Here is a 19,195-nt window from a genome sequence, read left to right on the forward strand (position 1 = left end):
CAAATGAGAATAGCAAATATGCGCAAGGTTCTGCCGCCGCTTATACTAGCCCTTCTTCTCGTCGGCTGTGGCGACACCACTCCAACTGAAACGCCAACGACCGATGCACCTTGGGTACGCACGGTGGCGGTTAAGACGGACGACCACGACGAAATCAGAGCATCGGGAACCATTAGAGGGCATTATGAGACTCCTGTCTCTTTTCAGGTTTCTGGGCGCATTCTCAAGCGAGAGGTGGATGCTGGTCAGAAGGTAGCGAGTGGCGCTCTGCTTTTTGAACTCGATAAACGTGACTTAGAGGCTACTATGCAAGTTGCCAAAGCGGAACTTCAAACTGCACAGGTCGCCCTCGCGATCGCTCAAAATGAGCTCGACCGTCAACGCCAGTTAATTGAACGCAACTTTGTTAGCCGACAAACTCTAGAAGCATTTGAGCTCGCACTACAGAACGCGGAAAGCCGTCGTGATTCCGCCAAAGCTGTATTATCTCAAGCCCAAAACGGGCTTAGTTATGCTGAGCTACGTGCAGATAAATCCGGTGTATTAGCCGAGGTTACAGGTGAACCGGGAATGGTTGTTGGAGTGGGGCAACCTGTGGCACTCCTCGTAGAAGATGGTGATCTAGAGGTCGAAGTGTTCCTATCCGACGGCAACCAAGCTCCAGAATCAGGTGTATTAAAGCTACAAGAGCAAGATTTGCCGCTTCGTCTACGTGAGGTAGCTGGTGCAGCAGACCCAGAGAGTAGAAGCTGGAAAGCTAGGTACAGAATAGAAGCCGTGACAGAGGCGTTGAACATAGGGACTGTTGTGCAGGTTGCGCTTAACCGTAACACATCAGATGTCACCTTCGAGGTTCCCCTGGGCGCGCTTGATGAACGCAACCAGGGCCCTCAGATTTGGCAGGTTGTAGGCAATACAGCTCAACCAGTCTCAGTTGAAGTACTGGAATTGAAATTAGAGTATGCGACTATTCGCGCGCCACTAAACAGCGAAAGTCGCGTCATTGCCGTTGGCACCCATCTATTGGAACCTGGAATGGCGGTTAGGGAGCAGGCGCGATGAGTTTCCCCAACCTCTCAGCGCTTGCTGTACGTGAACGCTCAATTACTCTGTTTTTTATAATACTTTCTGTCCTGGCTGGTGTTTTTGCATTCTTCTCTTTGGGGCGCGCAGAAGATCCGGCTTTCACAGTGCGGGTTATGGTTGTCTCCGTTGTATGGCCAGGAGCTGAACCTGAGGTTTTACAAAATCAAGTCGTCGACCGCTTGGAGAAGCGAATCCAAGAGGTCGAATACTTAAGTAAGATCGAGACCACGGTTAGACCTGGTCGAGCAGACTTACAGATAGAGTTTGAGGATTTCTCACCTAGTGAAGTTGTGCCTGATCTTTTCTATCAAGTACGAAAAAGAATGCAGGATGAGGCGCACAACCTACCCTCAGGTGTCATAGGGCCGATAGTAAACGATGATTTCTCCGATGTGTACTTCTCCCTTATAGCTCTAACAGCTCCCGGCATGCCTATGAGGGATCTTAGTCGGGAAGCTGAGACAATCAGGGATCGGTTACAACAGCTCCCAGCCGTTCAAAAGGCGATGATACTTGGTGATCGACCTGAACGTGTGTTTATCGATTTCGATATGGACCGTTTAAATAACCTAGGAGTAACGCCCGAACAGATTTTTGCAGCGATCGATGCAAGTAACACACTCATTCCTGAGGGTTCTTTGGACCTAAACGGGCCGCGTGCCTATCTTCGTACACACTCTGATTTAAGCGACCCAGACAAGCTAGCAGACCTACCGCTCAGAGTTGGTAATGCATTGATACGCCTCTCCGACATCGCAGAGGTGAGTCGTGGATATGAAGATCCGCCAACCTATCTAGTGCGGGCCAATAGCGAAGATGCGATTCTGTTAGGCGTGGTCATGAACAAAGGTGAAAATGGCTTGGCCTTTGGTGAAAGCCTCGCAAACTTTCTCGATAAAGAGCGCTCCAACCTTCCTTTAGGTGTTTCGCTACAGGTGCTCACCAACCAAACGGATGCCATAAGCCAGGCTGTTGACCTTTTCCAGGTAAAATTTCTAGTGGCTGTACTTGTGGTGATGGCGGTCACTGTCATCGCTATTGGCTTCCGAGCAGGTCTTGTTGTCGGCATCGCAATACCGATCACTATCGGTCTGACGTTCCTCATCATGAAAATGGTTGATATCAACCTCGACAGGGTCACACTTGGTGCGTTGATTATCGCCTTGGGACTGCTAGTCGACGATGCAATTATCTCCATAGAGATGATGATCGTAAAAATGGAAGAGGGCTGGGATCGAATTCGTGCTGCAAGCCATGCATGGAATGTTACCGCAGCCCCTATGCTCTTTGGGACCCTAGTTACGACTGCTGGCTTTGTCCCTATCGGTTTTGCTCAATCGGGAGTCGGAGAATACGCCGGCAACATTTTCTGGGTACTGGCATTTTCACTGCTGATATCTTGGGTCGTCGCCGTCACCTTTATGCCCTACCTCGGGGTGAAGTTACTCCCTAACTATCAGAAACACGATGCAGCGAGCCTCTATCAAACCCCGATTTACACTAAACTACGGGCAATCATCACTTACTGTGTACGCTTTCGTAAGACAGTTATTCTAGTTACCGTTGCAGCGCTTGTTATGAGCGCAGCTGTGATGGCGATACTTGTTGATAAACAGTTCTTCCCAAGTTCTGACCGACCCGAGGTATTGGTTTCAGTCTATCTACCTCAAGGCAGTTCAATTAAAACAACGGATGCTACAGTACAAAAATTAGAGAGTGCGTTATCTGAGCTACCGGAGGTTAAGAGCCTCTCCTCTTACATCGGGGCGGGAGCTCCACGATTCTTCATTTCAGCAAACCCTGAGCAACCTGATCCATCCTTCGCTAAGATTATCGCAATAGGTGATGATGCAGCAGGACGCGATAGAATCATGGCCGCACTTAAGCAGAGAATTGCCAACGGCGAGTTTCCAGAAGCTCGAATCCGTGTAACAAGCCTGCTGTTCGGGCCACCGGTTGTCTGGCCTGTCAGCTTCCGTGTCGTAGGTCCTGATCAACAGATATTGCGCGATATTGCCTATAAAGTCAGAGATAAAATCGCATCTAACCCACACACTGTAATTCCGCACCTAGAGTGGGATGAGCGTGCTCCAAGCTTCCATCTTGATATGGATCTAGAGCGACTTCTATTAATGGGACTCACACCTAACGACGTGTCACAGCAACTTCAGTTTCAACTAAACGGAGTCGAAGTTGCCGAGGTACGACAGGATATAAGAAGTGTTCAAGTGGTCGCGCGTAGTTCACGCGACACTATACTCTTACCCGAACAGTTAGAAATCAAGACTCAGGATGGAAAGAAAATTCCGGTTAGGCAGTTGGGCAAACTCACCATTCAATACGAAGAACCTGTTATCAAACGCTACAATCGCGAACCCTTTCTAGCCGTGCATGCCGATGTCGAGGGGGCGCAGCCGCCTGATGTCACTAAAGCAATTTGGGATACGATGCAGCAGATTAGAGATGATTTGCCGGCCGGCTATCGAATTGATATTGGGGGATCAGTAGAGCAATCCGGCAAAGCCGATCAGTCTATCCAGAAGCTGCAACCGCTGATGCTCGCATTAATGCTGATATTTATTATGCTACAAATGCGATCGTTCTCTGGAACCTTCATGGTGTTTTTTACTGCACCGCTCGGGTTAATTGGTGCTGCTGTTGCACTCTTTATATTTGACCAACCCTTTGGCTTTACCGCCCTGTTAGGCTTGATCGGACTAGGCGGTATTTTGATGCGTAACACCATGATCCTGACTCAGCAGGTACAGGATAATTTAGAAGAAGGGTTGGCAGCAGGCAAGGCGATCATCGAGGCAACCGTCTCACGAGCTCGCCCCCTAATTCTGACAGCACTCGCGGCCATCTTCGCTTTTATCCCGCTTACATTCGACCTATTCTGGGGACCTCTGGCCTATGTATTAATTGGCGGGGTTATGATGGGGACATTTATAACACTGCTGTTTGTCCCAGCTATGTATGCATTGTGGTTTAAAGTTGAAGCACCAAAATATGATGATGCGCTTTAAACTGCGATTAAAACAGAGATTCAACGAGTCAACAGAATTGAACTTCAGGCTACTACCCCTAGTTGATTCATGAAGAATTAGAAATGAGGAACAGCTATCGCCTAATCAAAAGTGGAATTCGTAACTTACCAAACTAGATGTATAACGTATCAGCCATAAAATGTGGGAGTCCACCTTTCTCAAAATTTTGTCATTCAAAGCCTCTTTGATTGAATAAATTGAAGGTCCGGAAAGGGCCAGAACCAGCAGTTCAGTATTCCAACCTAAGAATGTAAACAGCCAAATAATTTGATCACTTTTTGCATTAACCCTCACGAGCTTAAATCCGTTCGAAACCACGTGATGGCCAGATAGCTCGCACACCCTGAAAATTATCGTCAACAGTCGTTAGTTATTCAGGAGTGCCTACCAATGTATCAAATCAAACAGATTCCACCTGACAAGATGGATGCGAGCCAGCGACTCAATGAGGTCGCGCAACTGCTGGCGAATGGCTTGGTTCGTTTGCGAGAAAGTGGATGCGCTAGTTCGCAGAAACCTCAGGAGTATAGCGAAGTTCAGCTTGGCTTCTACCAGGAGAAGAGCGTTCATACAAACGACACCCTAACCAACTTTAAGGAGTCGATATGAACAGAAAACATCAACCCGTCGCGATACCTTCATCAGTGATAGAACAGATTGTTGGTCTTAAGGAGATGTCCTTCGAAGATCTCAAGTCCTTCTGGCTCGATGTCTATCAAACTGAACCGCCTACAAACCGCAGGCCATATCTTGAACGTCGTCTCTCCTACAAGTTGCAGGAGAATGTTTACAGGCAACAGAACCCCGGACTTTTAGAGAGGAACCAAAAACGAATCGAGCAGTTGCTAAAGGATACCGGCAATCCGCGTGCGGCTGGAAAGATTGTACCGGAGCCGGGAACGGTGCTCATTCGTGAATATCAGGAGGAGCGGCATGAGGTCACTGTTACCTTAGATGGGGCGTTTGATTACAAAGGCACTTTGTACAGCAGTCTTTCTGAGATCGCGCGATTGATCACCGGTACTCGGTGGTCGGGCCCTGTGTTCTTTGGCCTGCGCTCAGCATCTAAACCAAGCAAAAAAGGAGGTGCTAAATGAGCGAATCGACTCGACAGAGAAAACGCTGCGCTGTGTATACGCGAAAGTCTACTGAAGAAGGTCTGGATCAGGAGTACAACTCCATCCATGCCCAGACTGATGCGGGGCATAATTACATCAATAGCCAACGTCACGAAGGCTGGATACCTGTGGCTGATGACTATGACGATCCGGCATACTCCGGCGGCTCAATGGAGCGTCCCGCATTACAGCGGTTACTGAGGGACATCGAAGCGGGAAAAATCGATATTGTTGTGGTCTACAAGATCGACCGACTAACTCGTAGCCTCGCAGACTTTTCGCAAATGGTTGAGGTTTTCGATCGCCACAATGTTTCGTTTGTCTCTGTAACGCAACAGTTCAACACTACTTCTTCCATGGGTCGATTAACATTAAACATCTTGCTCTCCTTTGCCCAGTTCGAACGCGAGGTCACGGGTGAACGTATACGAGACAAGATCGCCGCCAGTAAGAAGAAGGGCATGTGGATGGGCGGTATTCCGCCGCTGGGTTATGACGTTAAAGACCGCCATCTGGTACCCAACCCGAAAGAAGCGAAATTGGTTCAACGGATATTTAAACGCTTTGTTGAACTAGGATCTGCGACACTGCTGGTCCGAGAGCTTCAGCTTGAAGGCGCAACAAGCAAGTCGTGGACGACACAGGAAGGAAACTACCGAGCTGGTAAGCCCATCGATAAGGGCATGATCTACAAGTACCTCCATAACCAGACGTACATCGGTAAAATTCATCACAAAGATAACTGGTATGACGGACGGCACACTCCAATCATCACTCAGGAGGAGTGGGACTCAGTCCACTCGATTTTGGCAACCAACGGAAAAGTGCGAGCGAATCGTACGCGAGCCAAAGTGCCATTCCTGCTCAAAGGGATTGTGTTTGGTAACGATGGTAGAACACTCACGCCCTGGACGACGAAAAAGAAAAACGGCAAGCGCTATCGCTATTACATTCCTCAGCGCGACGCTAAGGAATATGCAGGCGCGTCAGGGTTAGCGCGATATCCAGCTGCGCAGCTAGAGGCAACCGTGCAGACGCAACTGCGTGAAATACTGCGTTCACAACAGATGATCGAAAAGATACTCCCTGCAGCGGTATCAATTGATAATGAGCTTGATGAAGCGAAAGTCACCATAGCGTTGCGTAAACTGGATGATATCTGGGAGTTTCTGTTCCCGGCCGAGCAGGAGCGGATCACCAAACTTCTGATCGAGAAGGTGGTGGTCTCACCCGAGGATATAGAGGTCCGGCTCAGACTAAACGGCTTGGAATCTGTAGCCAGAGAACTACTCACAGCAACACAGACAGACAGAGCGGGGGCTAGCGTATGAATGAGATCGAAATCAAATCCAACGGCCAACGAGAAACTTATGAGTCATCCGATGGTGTTATGAGCATTCGTGTTCCTATCAAGATAACCCGTCGTGAAGGTCGCAAAGTTCTGAGGAAACCTACAGGCGAAGTAATTGGACGACCCTGGGAGAAAAAGTTCACGGTACTGCAGTTGGCCTTAATACGTGGGCATCGGTGGCTCAGGTTGTTTGAGTCAGGAAAAGTCAGCAGTCTCAAGGAAATTGCCAAGCGAGAGGGGATTGACAGTAGTTATGTCAGTCGCATGATTAACCTGACCACATTGGCACCGGAGATCGTCGAAGCTATTCTGGATGATGAAGTGCCGGATCACGTGACGCTGTTTGATTTGGCTGTTGATACTGCGGTGTTGTGGAGCGAGCAGCGTCAGCGGTTTGAATACTAAATGAACCTGGCAGGCTCGGGACGTTACCTATTTTTGAAGTTCCAGGCGGTCATCCCTCAATCCAAACATTGCCAGGGCGAGGCTTGGATTGTGGCATTTAGAGTGGCCTTTTAAGAGTTGTTAAAAACGATTGCCTTGAAGTTTAAAAATAAAACTCGTCGATTAGTTCGCTGGCTAACCGATGTTTGCTCGGGACTGGAAATCCGATGTTCGTTGACTTCGCTGTTTCAAAAAACGGAGAGAGACAGAGAATATAGGGCCATCAGAGAGAAAATAGCCCGATATGTCGATTTTCAAACTTATAGGGAAGTCAGCAAAAACCCTCATTAACCCCAAATAATACAAAGAGATAGGTAATAAAAAAGGCCAACCGATAACGGTTGACCTTAGTGTATTGGTGGAGGTGGCGGGTTTCGAACCCGCGTCCGTCAATCCTCTGCCTCAAGCTCTACATGCATAGACATCTCTATTGAGTTAACCCGTCACGAGCCGAGAGTCAGGCTGTTATGGGCGAGCCTTTTTGAGTTTTAACCCTTTGCCTTAAGGCGAAGTCTCCGGGCGATTCTATCTCATATGACACTGCCGAAACTCTGAGTTATAGACACCTTAGAGGGCAGCGCTAGCAGGCTTAGGCTGCTAGAGCGTAGTTATCGTCGTTTGCAACTATAACTGTGTGATGAGGGATTTACGAGAATCATCACATTCTCGACATGCACCTAAGGGTTCGCAATCGGCGTCGAATCCAAGTCACCCCCAGAACTGGCCAGTATAGCGTTTGCTATCTGGGTTACAAGAACTCTATTGGTTCTTGCTGAGAACACGCTGCTTTTCACGATTCCAATCGCGCTCTTTTTCAGTTGCACGTTTGTCGTGAAGTTTCTTACCTTTTGCTAAACCGATCTCACACTTAATTTTGCTCTCTTTCCAGTAGAGGCTCAGTGCGACACAGGTGAAACCTTTGGCTTCGACTGCACCGGCTAAGCGGTTCAGTTCTGTGCGGTTTAGAAGCAGTTTGCGTGGTCTAACCGGATCTGCAACAACGTGTGTGCAGGCGGTTTTTAATGGCGAAAAGTGGGCACCCAATAGCCAAGCTTCACCGTTTTTAAAATCGATGTAAGACTCAACCAGTTGTGCGCGGCCTTCGCGTAGGCTTTTAACTTCCCACCCGGTCAGCACAAGGCCAGCTTCGAATTTATTTTCGATGCTGTACTCGAATCGTGCACGTTTATTTTGGCAGATGGTGTTTCCGCCAGGAGCTTTCTTCTTTTTTGCCATGCGGCGGATTATATAGAGCTGCTGTAAGCAAAGGAAGGAATCCTCTTGTTCAAAGCGTATATAAACTGGACAATAAGCAGCTTGTAACTGTTATTTGAGATTTGCCTACCGTTATGACGGTCGTAAATAGAACCGCCCTTGTACTGCACACCGCTGAGCAGATGTTTGATCTGATCAACGATGTTCGTCGCTACCCAGAGTTCCTGCCTTGGTGCTCTGGCACGGAGGTGATCGCCGAGAGTGATGAGATGCTCGAAGCGACACTAAAGCTCGCCAAAGGGGGGCTTAGTTATGATTTTACGACGCGTAATCGTCTGGTCCGTCCCGCTTCAATGACCATTGGGTTGGTTAATGGCCCCTTTAAAAGTCTTGAGGGGGTTTGGACGTTTACTGAGTTGTCAGATGAGGCTTCTAAGGTGGAACTCAATCTCAGTTTCGAGTTTGAAGGCAAGCTAACGGGAATGGCGATGTCTAAAGTGTTTAATAGTGTCGCGACAACTTTGGTGGATGCCTTTGTGTCGCGCGCTGATCAAATTTACGGATGAGGTGATCAGTGATTAACGTTGAAGTGGCCTATGCTCTGCCGACTGAGCAGAAGATCATTGCTCTGCAAGTAGAAGAGGGTACAACGGCTTATGATGCGGTTGTTCGCTCGCGCATTGCTGAGCTGTATAAACAGATCGATATCAACAGCGACCCAATGGGTATCTTCAGCCGTGCGATCAAGGACCCTAAAGCAGAGGTTCTACGTGACGGTGATCGAGTAGAGATCTACCGCCCGTTAATTGCTGATCCTAAAGAGGTTCGTGCCCGCCGAGCAGCCGAAGCTAAAGCCAAAAAAGCCAACTCGTAAGTTGGCTTTTTTGTATTCGTTGAGCTCTGCGTTACTGCGGTTTCAGATCGCCTTCCAAACGTACCAGCTTGTCGTTTTCAAAGTAGACGCGAAACTGACGTAGCTCGACCACTTCATCCTCTTGTACCAACTGGAAGACATAGTCCCAACGGTTCTGGTTGAAGGTGTCCGTTAACAGGGGTGTACCCAGTACGTAACGAACTTGGCTAGGCGTCATTCCTGGGCGAAGCTGATCAACCATCTCTTGTGTCACCTGGTTGCCTTGCGGAACATCCATTTTGTACACGCCTGGAAAGGTTGTACAGCCGGTCACGAGAGTAGCAAGAAAGGCAGAGATGATGAGCTTGCGCATGTTCAGGTTGTTCCTGTTACTGTTCAAAGTGGCATTAGTTTACACGCCACTGTTTGAATCGACCAGTCTATAGCGCGCTGGTCAGCATCTCTTTAGCGTGCTCAAGGGTGGTATCAGTCATCTCAAGTCCACCCAGCATTCTAGCGACCTCATTGATGCGCTGATTTTTGGTTAGTGGTGTGATTTTGGTCTCAACCGAACCGGTGTCTGCGCCTTTGCTGACAAACAGGTGTTGGGTTCCTTGTGAAGCCACCTGAGGTTGGTGTGTGACACAGAGAATCTGTGCTCGTTCACTCAATTGACGTAACAATCGGCCAACGACTTCGGCAATGCCTCCGCCAATACCGACATCGACTTCGTCAAAAATGAGAGTCGGGGTGTCAGTCGTCTTAGCCGTTACAACTTGAATTGCAAGGCTAATTCGTGACAGCTCACCACCCGAGGCAATTTTGGCCAGCGGTTTTGCGGTTTGGCCCTGATTGGTATTGATCAGGAACTCAATCTCTTCCAAGCCTTGGGCCGTAATGTATTTAGGATCGATATCATTCAGACTGGCTGTGAAACGCGCGCTGTTCATGCCCAGCATGGCAAGCTGTTCATTCACCTCTTGATCAAGTTGTTTAGCTGCTTTTCTGCGTAGTTTGCTGAGTTGGCGAGCTTTTTCTAGTAACGCTGCATTAGCCGTAGCAACTTCGGATTCGAGTTGCTCTAAGTTCTCATCGACATGAGCCAAAGAGTCGAGTTCAGTATTTAGTTGGTCTTTTAATTCCGGTAACTGCTCTGGCGCAATGCGGTGTTTTCTGGCTAGATCGTAGATGCTGGTTAAGCGATCTTCCACCTCTTGTAAGCGCTCAGGGTCCAACTCAACTCGTTGAACAAAATGGCTCAACTCGCGTTCGGCCTCTTCCACTTGAATCAGAGCAGCGTTTAGCATCTCGGCGGTCTGCTGTAGTGCAGGTGAGTCCGCTTCGATGTCGCCCAATAGGTGCAGTGCTTGGTTGAGTACCGCTGTGGCGTTGCTCTCTTCACCCTCGCTAAGAAGCATCTGGATCTGTTGGCCACTGTTAAGGATTGACCCTGCGTTGGAGAGTATCTTCTGCTCCTCTTCTAAGGCTTGCAGTTCACCTGTTTGAGGGTCTAAACGGTTGAGCTCTTCCGTTTGATAGCTCAGCAGTTGCAGTTGCGCATTCGCCTCTTCACTCATGTCTTGAAGGCGTTTCAACTCACTCTGCTTTGATTGCCACTGGGTAAAGAGTTTACGTACTTCCTGTGCTGTCTCATTCGTTTTGGCGTAGTTGTCGAGCAGGGTGCGGTGAAAATCGCGCTTTAATAGACGTTGGTGTTCGTGCTGGCCGTGTATGTCGACAAGCAGCTCACCCAGCTCTTTGACGCGGTTCAGTGGGCAGGGGTGGCCATTAATATAGCTTCGGCTGCGACCGTCGGCACTCAGTGTGCGGCGTAAAATACACTCGTTGATCTCTTCCGACTCTAGCTCATTCGCCTCTAACCAGCGTTTCGCATCGGGTAGTGCTTGTATATCGAACGCGGCGCTAATCTCAGCTCGTTTTGCCCCTTCTCGAACCGAGTCGGCTTCAGCGCGTTTGCCTAAGGCTAATCCCAGTGCATCAAGCATGATCGATTTGCCGGCACCGGTCTCACCGCTGACGACGGTCATGCCCGATTTCAGTTCTAGGTCGAGTGTTGAGACGATCGCAAAGTTTCGGATGCTGAGTAGCGTTAACATGGCTTAATACCTGTTTAGATATACAGTTACTGTATTTTTAACCAATGTTTGTGGATTAGGCAATAGAAAAGTGCAGTCTTAGGTCAAAAAAGCGCGTGGAAGGGTTGAATTTCAGATGGTCGATACCACATAGGAGACAAGATTGAATGATTCTGGAGATAACACCATGGCGAATGAAGATCAGACACACCAAGATCAGGTTGAAGAGAGTCAAGTCGACGCGACGGCTGAAGAGAATCTTGTGGAGCCTGAACTGGTTGAGACGGAAGAGTTAACCGTTGAATCCCTTCAAGAAGAGCTAGCCGCTGCGAATGCGACGATTGCTGAGCTGCAAAAACAGCTGGCAGAGCTTGAACCTCGTGCCCAAGCGGAGATCGCTAACCAGCGCCGTCGTGCTGAGGTTGAGGTGGATAAAGCGCGTAAGTTCGCTGTTGAAAAATTTGCCGAAGAGCTATTGCCGGTCATTGACAGTCTAGAGCGCGCTATTGAAGCGAGCCAGGTCGAAGATGAGGTGGTTAAACCGCTTCGTGAAGGCGTTGAGATGACGCACAAAATGTTCATCGATGGCGTTGCTAAATTCAATCTAGAAGTGATCAACCCAGAGGGTGAGGCGTTCAACCCAGAGCACCATCAAGCGATGTCGATGGTTGAAGCGGAAGGTGCAGCACCAAACTCTGTCATTGCTGTGATGCAGAAGGGCTACCTACTTAATGGTCGCTTAGTTCGTCCTGCGATGGTGATGGTCGCTAAAGGTTAAGACCTTTTTATAAACCAGACTTGATATTTGAAAGACCACACCCATATAGGGGTTAAGGTAAAACAGTTTTAAACACCCAGTGCGGTGTCATTAGGAGAATTAAACATGGGTAAAATCATCGGTATTGACCTAGGTACTACCAACTCGTGTGTAGCAGTACTTGAAGGCGATAAAACTAAAGTTATTGAAAACGCTGAAGGCGATCGCACCACTCCGTCGATCATTGCTTACTCGGCAGAAGGCGAAACTCTGGTTGGTCAGTCTGCGAAACGTCAGGCAGTTACTAACCCAGACAACACTCTATTCGCGATCAAGCGTCTAATCGGTCGTCGTTTTGAAGACGATGTTGTACAGAAAGACATCAAAATGGTGCCTTACAACATCGCTAAAGCGGACAATGGCGATGCCTGGGTTGAGGTAAAAGGCGAGAAGCTAGCACCGCCTCAGATCTCTGCAGAAGTTCTTAAGAAGATGAAGAAAACTGCTGAAGATTACCTAGGCGAATCGGTAACAGAAGCGGTTATCACGGTTCCTGCTTACTTCAACGACTCTCAGCGTCAAGCAACAAAGGATGCGGGTCGTATCGCAGGCCTAGAAGTAAAACGTATCATCAACGAGCCAACTGCTGCAGCACTTGCTTACGGCATGGATAAAGCAGCCGGTGATCGTACGATTGCAGTGTACGACCTAGGTGGTGGTACTTTCGATATCTCGATCATCGAAATTGCAGACGTTGATGGCGAGCACCAGTTTGAAGTACTTGCAACCAACGGTGATACATTCCTAGGTGGTGAAGACTTCGACCTTGCGGTTATCAACTACCTAGCAGACGAGTTCAAGAAAGAGTCTGGCATCGATCTGCACAACGATCCGCTAGCGCTACAGCGTCTAAAAGAGGCGGGTGAGAAAGCGAAAGTTGAGCTTTCATCGGCACAGTCTACTGACGTTAACCTGCCTTACATCACAGCGGATGCAACAGGTCCTAAGCACTTGAACGTTAAACTCTCTCGTTCGAAGCTAGAGTCTTTGGTTGAAGATCTTGTTCAACGCTCACTTGAGCCATGTCGCATCGCACTTCAAGATGCTGGCCTATCCGCTTCTGAGATCGACGACGTTATCCTAGTCGGTGGTCAGACTCGTATGCCAATGGTGCAGGCGAAAGTGGCTGAGTTCTTCGGTAAAGAGCCACGTAAAGACGTTAACCCAGACGAAGCGGTAGCGATGGGTGCAGCGCTTCAGGGTGCGGTACTGTCAGGTGATGTGAAAGACGTTCTTCTACTGGATGTAACACCGCTGACTCTAGGTATCGAAACCATGGGTGGCGTTGCTACACCATTGATCGACAAGAACACGACGATCCCTACTCGTAAGTCGCAGACCTTCTCGACAGCGGAAGACAACCAGACAGCGGTAACCATTCACGTTGTTCAGGGTGAGCGTAAGCAAGCGACACAGAACAAGTCGCTGGGCCGTTTCGACCTTGCCGATATTCCACCAGCACCACGTGGCATGCCACAGATCGAAGTAACCTTCGATATTGATGCTAACGGTATCCTCAATGTCTCTGCTAAAGACCAGGCGACTGGTAAAGAACAGTCGATCGTTATTAAAGCCTCTTCTGGTCTAAGCGATGACGAAGTCGAGAAGATGGTTCAGGATGCCGAAGCGCACGCTGAAGAAGATAAGAAGTTTGAAGAGCTAACGGCTGCTCGTAACCAAGGCGATGCCATGGTTCACACAGCACGTAAGACGCTAGAAGATGCGGGTGATAAGGCTTCTGATGAAGAGAAATCGAACATCGAAGCAGCCATCACTGCACTTGAAGAGGCGTTGAAAGGCTCTGACACTGCAGAGATCACAGCAAAAACTGAAGCGCTAACAGAAGCGGTTTCGGGTGTTGCTCAGAAGATGTATGCAGAGGCTGCACAACAAGCAGAAGCTGGCCAAGGCGCTGAAGCTGAAGCGGCTCGCGATGCAGGCGATGACGTTGTTGATGCTGAGTTTGAAGAAGTCAAAGACGACAAGAAGTAAGCTTAGCAAGCAATAACGAGAGTTAAGACTCTCACAAAATCGTGTGTCAGCGCGGGGGTCTTTACTCCCGCGTTGTCATATTCACGATAGCGTAATTACAGGTTTACACGCAGTATGAGCAAGCAAGATTATTATGAACTCTTAGGTGTCTCTCGTGATGCATCTGATCGTGACATCAAAAAGGCTTACCGTCGCTTAGCGATGAAGTATCACCCTGACCGCAACCCGGATGACGAGGCGGCTGAACTCAAGTTTAAAGAGATCAGTGAAGCGTACGAAGTGTTGTCCGATGCGCAGAAGAAAGCGGCCTACGATCAGTATGGTCATGCGGGCTTGGGTGGCCAAGGTGGTATGGGCGGCGGCTTTGAAGGTGGCTTCTCAGATATCTTTGGCGATGTCTTTGGCGATATGTTCGGTGGCGGCGGTGGTCGTGGTCGCGGTCGTTCCAGCGTGCGTCGCGGTGCCGATCTGCGTTACAACCTCGATTTGAGTCTTGAAGAGGCCGTCCGCGGTTGTGAAAAGACGCTAAAAGTTCCTACCTACGTCTCTTGTGAAACCTGTGATGGTAGCGGCGCTAAGAAGGGCACAACGGCTAAGACCTGTGGTACCTGTGGTGGTGCCGGTCAGGTCCGCATGCAGCAAGGTTTCTTTGCGGTTCAGCAGACCTGTCCTACCTGTCATGGCGAAGGTAAAGTGATCTCTGATCCTTGTAATGTCTGTCACGGCCAGGGCCGTACGCAGAAGACCAAGACGTTGGAAGTTAAGATCCCAGCGGGTGTTGATACCGGTGATCGTATTCGTCTTTCAGGCGAGGGCGAAGCGGGAGCACACGGAGGTCCTTCAGGCGATCTCTATGTTCAAGTGAGTGTTAAAGATCACCCGATATTTGAACGCGACGGCGCCAACCTCTACTGTGAAGTACCGATCAGCTTTGTCGATGCAGCGTTGGGTGGTGAACTAAACGTGCCAACACTGGATGGTCAGGTTAAACTGAAGATCCCTGCAGAGACACAGACGGGTAAGATGTTCCGTCTACGTGGCAAGGGTGTGAAGCCGGTGCGCGGTGGCGCCTTGGGTGATTTGATGGTTCGTGCGGTTGTTGAAACCCCAGTCAGCCTCACTTCACGTCAGAAAGAGCTGCTAGAAGAGTTCCGTGACTCTACGGAAGAGCACCAGAAACATGGACCGAAGAAGCACGGCTTCTTTGATTCAGTCAAAAAATTCTTTGAGGATATGACCTAAGTTATGGGTGATCAGGCGGTTGCAGAGGTATGGCAAGCACTTCAGAGTGAGGCGAGTACATTAAGTGCTAATGAGCCGCTTCTGTCGAGCTTCTACCATACAACGATAAACAGCCATCCGACCTTGCGTTCGGCACTCTCTTATCTGTTGGCTGAAAAGCTGTCGGATGATGTGGTGCCCGCTGTGGCGATGCGTGAGATCTTTGAGGTCGCTTATGAAGCGGACCCCACACTGATCGAAGCCGCCTGTGCCGATCTCCTTGCGGTCTACACCCGTGACCCTGCAATTCGCGACTACAGCACGGTGCTGTTGTACTTGAAAGGGTTTCACGCGCTTCAGTCATATCGAGTGGCCAACTATATGTGGCGTCAAGGGCGTCAATCGTTGGCAAACTATCTACAGAGTCGTATGAGCTCGACCCTGCAGGTCGATATTCACCCTGCGGCTAACATCGGTCAGGGTGTGATGTTTGACCACGCGACCGGCATTGTCATCGGTGAGACCTGTGTTATTGAGAATGACGTCTCGATACTGCAATCCGTGACCCTAGGGGGTACCGGTAAGGAGTCGGGCGATCGACATCCGAAAATCCGCGCTGGGGTTTTGATTGGCGCCGGTGCTAAGATTCTTGGCAACATCGAAGTCGGCCAGGGTGCCAAAGTAGGTGCAGGCAGTGTGGTCTTGGAGCCTGTAGAGGCACATACGACGGTAGCGGGTGTTCCTGCCAAAGTGGTGGGTTGCCTAATGAGTGATATGCCAGCCTTGGATATGGACCAAGGGCTGAATGTCACTGACGAATAGATTTTTAGTTAAGGAAAAAGAGATGACACGTATTGCCATCACGGGTGCCGCAGGGCGCATGGGTAAAACATTGATCGAAGCTGTCGACGCGGCAGAGGGTGTGACCCTAGGCGCAGCCATTGTGCTTCCTGACAGTTCGTTGATCGGTGCTGATGCAGGTGAGTTGGCAGGCGTGGGTCGTCTGGGTGTTGCGATTACTGGCTCACTGGAGTCTGTGACAGACGATTTTGATGTATTGATCGACTTTACTAGCCCAGAGTCGACCCTTGCTAATCTTGCGATCTGTAAAGCTGCCGGTAAGTCGATGGTGATTGGTACGACGGGGCTAACCGAGTCGCAGAAGGCGAAGTTGGCAGAGGGTGGTGAGTCGATCTCAATCGTCTTTGCGCCGAATATGTCTGTTGGTGTAAACCTCTGTTTCAAGCTGCTTGAAGTGGCTGCCAAAGCCTTGGGTGACGATGGTGGTTACGACATTGAAGTGATCGAAGCGCATCACCGTCATAAAGTGGATGCCCCTTCAGGTACCGCTCTGCGTATGGGTGAAGTGGTTGCCGATGCGCTGGGTCGTGATCTTAAAGAGTGTGCAGTCTACGGTCGTGAAGGTCAGACAGGTGCGCGTCCTGAAAAAGAGATCGGTTTCGAGACAATTCGTGCCGGTGATGTGGTCGGTGATCACACTGTACTCTTTGCCACAGAGGGTGAGCGAATCGAAATTACCCACAAAGCGTCTAGCCGTATGACCTTTGCAAAAGGCGCTGTACGAGCAGCAGGTTGGTTGTCAGCTAAGGGTGCAGGTTTGTTCGATATGCAGGATGTTTTAGAGCTTCGTTAAGCGCGCTCCTGAGGGTTGAGGACTGTACTTTTCCTACTTCTCTCTGATAATATTTACACGTTGTTGTTCCTTTTATGGGCCCGTGTCGAATTACTCGCACGGGCCCTGTTTTATTCAGGGCGAAAAAAAGCCAGCTACATGAGCTGGCTTTTTTGAATCTGTATCAATGGGTCTGTTAAACCTTTTGATTCTCTTCAGACTCTGACTCTGTTTCAGAAGAGTCGACCAGTACTTCCGCCAGACTTGAGCGAGATAGCTCACCTTGTAGCTGCCCCTCTTCATCCACAACAGGGATTGGGTGATCCGCTTCAAGCGTCTCCGGGATAACCGTTTCAAGTACTGCATCAGAGGTGATGGTCGTTGTCTCGGTTAGATCGGCTTCTTCCCAAGTGGAATCTGCATTACCGCCCTTAGCTTCCTCTTCAAGCCATTCTTGAGTGACGGTGCCTTGGTAGCTACCTGAATCGTCCACCACGTGACCGTAATCGTAAGCGCCTCTCTTCATCTCTTTCAGCGCTTCACCGATGGTTTCAGCTGTAATACGGTGTTCCGGCTCCTTCATAACAGTCTCTACCGTCAATGCGCGGGCACGGTTCACATCCTTAACGAACGCTTCTACGTATTCATCGGCAGGGTTAAGTAGAATCTCTTCTGGCTCACCTTGCTGGACCAGCAGGCCATCTTTAAGAATCGCGATACGATCACCTAGGCGTAGTGCTTCGTCCAAATCGTGCGTGATGAAGATGATGGTCTTATTGAGCTTGTGTTGCAGTTCAATCAGTTGATCCTGCATCTCTGAACGGATCAGAGGATCCAGTGCCGAGAAGGCTTCATCCATCAAGAGGATTTCAGCATCAGTACAGAGTGCGCGAGCAAGACCGACACGCTGCTGCTGACCACCCGATAGCTGGTTTGGGTACTGCTCTTCATAGCCTTTCAGACCAACCGTCTCTAACCACTCAACCGCTTTCTGCTCACGAACTGACTTGTCGACACCTTGGATTTTAAGCCCGTATGCGACGTTATCGAGTACTGTGTAGTGAGGCATCAAACCGAAGCGTTGAAACACCATCGACATCTTGTGACGACGGAACTGTTCAAGCTCCTTAGTGTTGAGTTTCATGACGTCGGTGCCTTCAACAATGATCTCACCCGCAGTCGGTTCAATTAGGCGGTTGAAGTGGCGAATCAGTGTTGATTTGCCTGAGCCGGATAGGCCCATGATGACAAAGATCTCACCGCGTTTGATTTCGAGATCGATCTCTTTAAGACCGACGGTGTGGCCAGTTTCCGCTAGGATCTCATCCTTGCTTTTACCCGCTTTAACCATCGGCATAACGCTTTCTGGTTTGTCGCCAAAGACTTTGTAAAGATCTTTAACCTGAATCAATACGTCTGAATTACTCATGGCCACCTCCTAGGTGCGCCTGAGTGCGCTTTCCGTATGCCTGTGAAACGCGGTCAAAGATGATCGCAAGTACAACGATGGCTAAACCATTCAGAAGACCGATGGTGAAGTATTGGTTGGTGATCGATTTAAGTACCGGTTGCCCAAGGCCTTTTACACCGATCATAGAGGCAATAACGACCATGGCGAGCGCCATCATGATGGTCTGGTTGATGCCCGCCATAATTGTCGGCATCGCCAACGGCAGCTGAACACCTAAAAGACGCTGACGTGGGTTAGCACCATAGGCCGTCGCTGCTTCAAGTACCTCTTTATCAACCAGGCGAATACCCAAATTGGTTAAGCGAATTACAGGCGGGATAGCATAGATCACTACCGCGATCACGCCAGGGATACGGCCAATACCCAGAAGCATAACGACCGGGATCAGGTAGACGAAGGCTGGCATGGTCTGCATGATATCGAGCATCGGAGTGACAGTGGATTGCACGCGGTTAGATCGCGCCATGGCAATGCCGATTGGGATACCCAATACAATAGAGATCAGTGTGCAGACGGTGATGATACTCATGGTCCGCATGGTGTCGTCCCACATGCCAAAGTAGCCAACCACAACCAGGGATACAGCAACGCCGATCGTCAGTTTAGCTGAGCGACTTGCAGCATAGGCAAGACCAGCAATGACACCCAGAACCAACCACCAAGGGCTGTTGAGTAGGAGTTTTTCAAACCAGATTAAGAAGGTAAGAAGCGGATCAAAAAATGCTTCGATAGAGTCGCCATATTCACGTGAAAATTCACGATATGCACCGTCCATCGTTTTGCGAAGCTGCAGTAGTGAGCTTCGGTCCATCTCAGGAATATCCGTTAACCAGGATTTCTCTGCCATAGAT

Annotated in this window: 18 protein-coding genes and 1 other RNA gene; 13 read left to right on the forward strand and 6 right to left on the reverse strand. The window is 49.5% G+C overall.

Annotated features, from left to right (window positions below):
- Positions 1-18 precede the first annotated feature (18 nt).
- The 6 genes from XMG59_RS07370 to XMG59_RS07395 all read left to right on the forward strand — a co-directional run bounded on the left by XMG59_RS07370 (position 19) and on the right by XMG59_RS07395 (position 7,007).
- Positions 19-1,062 carry an efflux RND transporter periplasmic adaptor subunit gene (locus XMG59_RS07370; RefSeq protein WP_173480188.1) on the forward strand — a complete coding sequence of 348 codons (1,044 nt, stop codon included), beginning with the start codon at positions 19-21 and terminating at the stop codon, positions 1,060-1,062.
- Positions 1,059-4,112, forward strand: a complete 3,054-nt coding sequence (locus tag XMG59_RS07375; protein ID WP_173480189.1) for an efflux RND transporter permease subunit — start codon at positions 1,059-1,061, stop codon at positions 4,110-4,112. Before XMG59_RS07370 ends, XMG59_RS07375 begins: the two co-directional genes overlap by 4 nt.
- A gap of 411 nt (positions 4,113-4,523) precedes the next feature.
- Positions 4,524-4,742 (forward strand): hypothetical protein, encoded by a 219-nt coding sequence (locus XMG59_RS07380; protein WP_173480190.1) that lies wholly within the window; start codon positions 4,524-4,526, stop codon positions 4,740-4,742.
- A complete protein-coding gene (locus XMG59_RS07385; RefSeq protein WP_173480191.1) occupies positions 4,739-5,230 on the forward strand; it encodes a DUF2924 domain-containing protein in 492 nt (163 codons plus the stop codon). The genes XMG59_RS07380 and XMG59_RS07385 overlap by 4 nt, the downstream gene beginning before the upstream one ends.
- Positions 5,227-6,582 carry a recombinase family protein gene (locus tag XMG59_RS07390; protein WP_173495641.1) on the forward strand — a complete coding sequence of 452 codons (1,356 nt, stop codon included), beginning with the start codon at positions 5,227-5,229 and terminating at the stop codon, positions 6,580-6,582. The genes XMG59_RS07385 and XMG59_RS07390 overlap by 4 nt, the downstream gene beginning before the upstream one ends.
- Complete coding sequence (locus tag XMG59_RS07395) at positions 6,579-7,007, forward strand: LacI family transcriptional regulator (RefSeq protein WP_173480193.1); 429 nt, start codon at positions 6,579-6,581, stop codon at positions 7,005-7,007. The genes XMG59_RS07390 and XMG59_RS07395 overlap by 4 nt, the downstream gene beginning before the upstream one ends.
- A gap of 395 nt (positions 7,008-7,402) precedes the next feature.
- Here the strand turns inward: XMG59_RS07395 and ssrA are convergent.
- Both ssrA and smpB read right to left on the reverse strand, forming a co-directional pair.
- Positions 7,403-7,762, reverse strand: a transfer-messenger RNA (tmRNA) gene (gene ssrA / locus XMG59_RS07400).
- Between the two features lie 43 nt (positions 7,763-7,805).
- Positions 7,806-8,282, reverse strand: coding sequence for an SsrA-binding protein SmpB (smpB, locus tag XMG59_RS07405; RefSeq protein WP_173480194.1), 477 nt, complete (start codon positions 8,280-8,282; stop codon positions 7,806-7,808).
- Positions 8,283-8,395: 113 nt separating this feature from the next.
- On the opposite strand from smpB, the gene XMG59_RS07410 reads away from it, so the two are divergent.
- Positions 8,396-8,827 (forward strand): type II toxin-antitoxin system RatA family toxin, encoded by a 432-nt coding sequence (locus tag XMG59_RS07410; RefSeq protein ID WP_173498457.1) that lies wholly within the window; start codon positions 8,396-8,398, stop codon positions 8,825-8,827.
- An 8-nt stretch (positions 8,828-8,835) separates the two neighbouring features.
- Entirely contained in the window at positions 8,836-9,135 is a 300-nt protein-coding gene (locus XMG59_RS07415; RefSeq protein ID WP_173482670.1) for an RnfH family protein, read from the forward strand.
- Between the two features lie 31 nt (positions 9,136-9,166).
- Here XMG59_RS07415 and XMG59_RS07420 read toward each other — a convergent pair whose 3' ends face one another.
- Together XMG59_RS07420 and recN are read right to left on the reverse strand one after the other, a co-directional pair.
- Positions 9,167-9,487, reverse strand: a complete 321-nt coding sequence (locus XMG59_RS07420) for an outer membrane protein assembly factor BamE (protein WP_173480197.1) — start codon at positions 9,485-9,487, stop codon at positions 9,167-9,169.
- A gap of 67 nt (positions 9,488-9,554) precedes the next feature.
- On the reverse strand, positions 9,555-11,231 hold the full coding sequence (gene recN / locus XMG59_RS07425) for a DNA repair protein RecN (protein WP_173498458.1): 1,677 nt from the start codon (positions 11,229-11,231) through the stop codon (positions 9,555-9,557).
- 166 nt (positions 11,232-11,397) lie between these two features.
- Between recN and grpE the strand changes: the two genes are divergently transcribed.
- From grpE to dapB, 5 genes are all read left to right on the forward strand, one after another.
- Complete coding sequence (grpE, locus tag XMG59_RS07430) at positions 11,398-11,988, forward strand: nucleotide exchange factor GrpE (RefSeq protein WP_173480738.1); 591 nt, start codon at positions 11,398-11,400, stop codon at positions 11,986-11,988.
- Positions 11,989-12,093: 105 nt separating this feature from the next.
- On the forward strand, positions 12,094-14,019 hold the full coding sequence (gene dnaK, locus XMG59_RS07435; RefSeq protein ID WP_173489029.1) for a molecular chaperone DnaK: 1,926 nt from the start codon (positions 12,094-12,096) through the stop codon (positions 14,017-14,019).
- A 114-nt stretch (positions 14,020-14,133) separates the two neighbouring features.
- Positions 14,134-15,261: a molecular chaperone DnaJ gene (dnaJ, locus tag XMG59_RS07440; RefSeq protein ID WP_173480200.1), complete on the forward strand. Its 1,128-nt coding sequence runs from the start codon at positions 14,134-14,136 to the stop codon at positions 15,259-15,261.
- A 3-nt stretch (positions 15,262-15,264) separates the two neighbouring features.
- Positions 15,265-16,062 carry a serine O-acetyltransferase gene (gene cysE, locus XMG59_RS07445; protein WP_173498459.1) on the forward strand — a complete coding sequence of 266 codons (798 nt, stop codon included), beginning with the start codon at positions 15,265-15,267 and terminating at the stop codon, positions 16,060-16,062.
- A 22-nt stretch (positions 16,063-16,084) separates the two neighbouring features.
- On the forward strand, positions 16,085-16,894 hold the full coding sequence (dapB, locus tag XMG59_RS07450) for a 4-hydroxy-tetrahydrodipicolinate reductase (RefSeq protein ID WP_173498460.1): 810 nt from the start codon (positions 16,085-16,087) through the stop codon (positions 16,892-16,894).
- A 175-nt stretch (positions 16,895-17,069) separates the two neighbouring features.
- On the opposite strand, the gene XMG59_RS07455 is transcribed toward dapB, so the two are convergent.
- Both XMG59_RS07455 and XMG59_RS07460 read right to left on the reverse strand, forming a co-directional pair.
- On the reverse strand, positions 17,070-18,302 hold the full coding sequence (locus XMG59_RS07455) for a glycine betaine/L-proline ABC transporter ATP-binding protein (protein ID WP_173498461.1): 1,233 nt from the start codon (positions 18,300-18,302) through the stop codon (positions 17,070-17,072).
- Entirely contained in the window at positions 18,295-19,191 is an 897-nt protein-coding gene (locus tag XMG59_RS07460; RefSeq protein WP_173498462.1) for a proline/glycine betaine ABC transporter permease, read from the reverse strand. Before XMG59_RS07460 ends, XMG59_RS07455 begins: the two co-directional genes overlap by 8 nt.
- Positions 19,192-19,195: the final 4 nt, after the last annotated feature.

Origin of the sequence: Marinobacterium sp. xm-g-59, assembly GCF_013283315.1 — a bacterium.
GTDB lineage: Bacteria > Pseudomonadota > Gammaproteobacteria > Pseudomonadales > Balneatricaceae > Marinobacterium_E.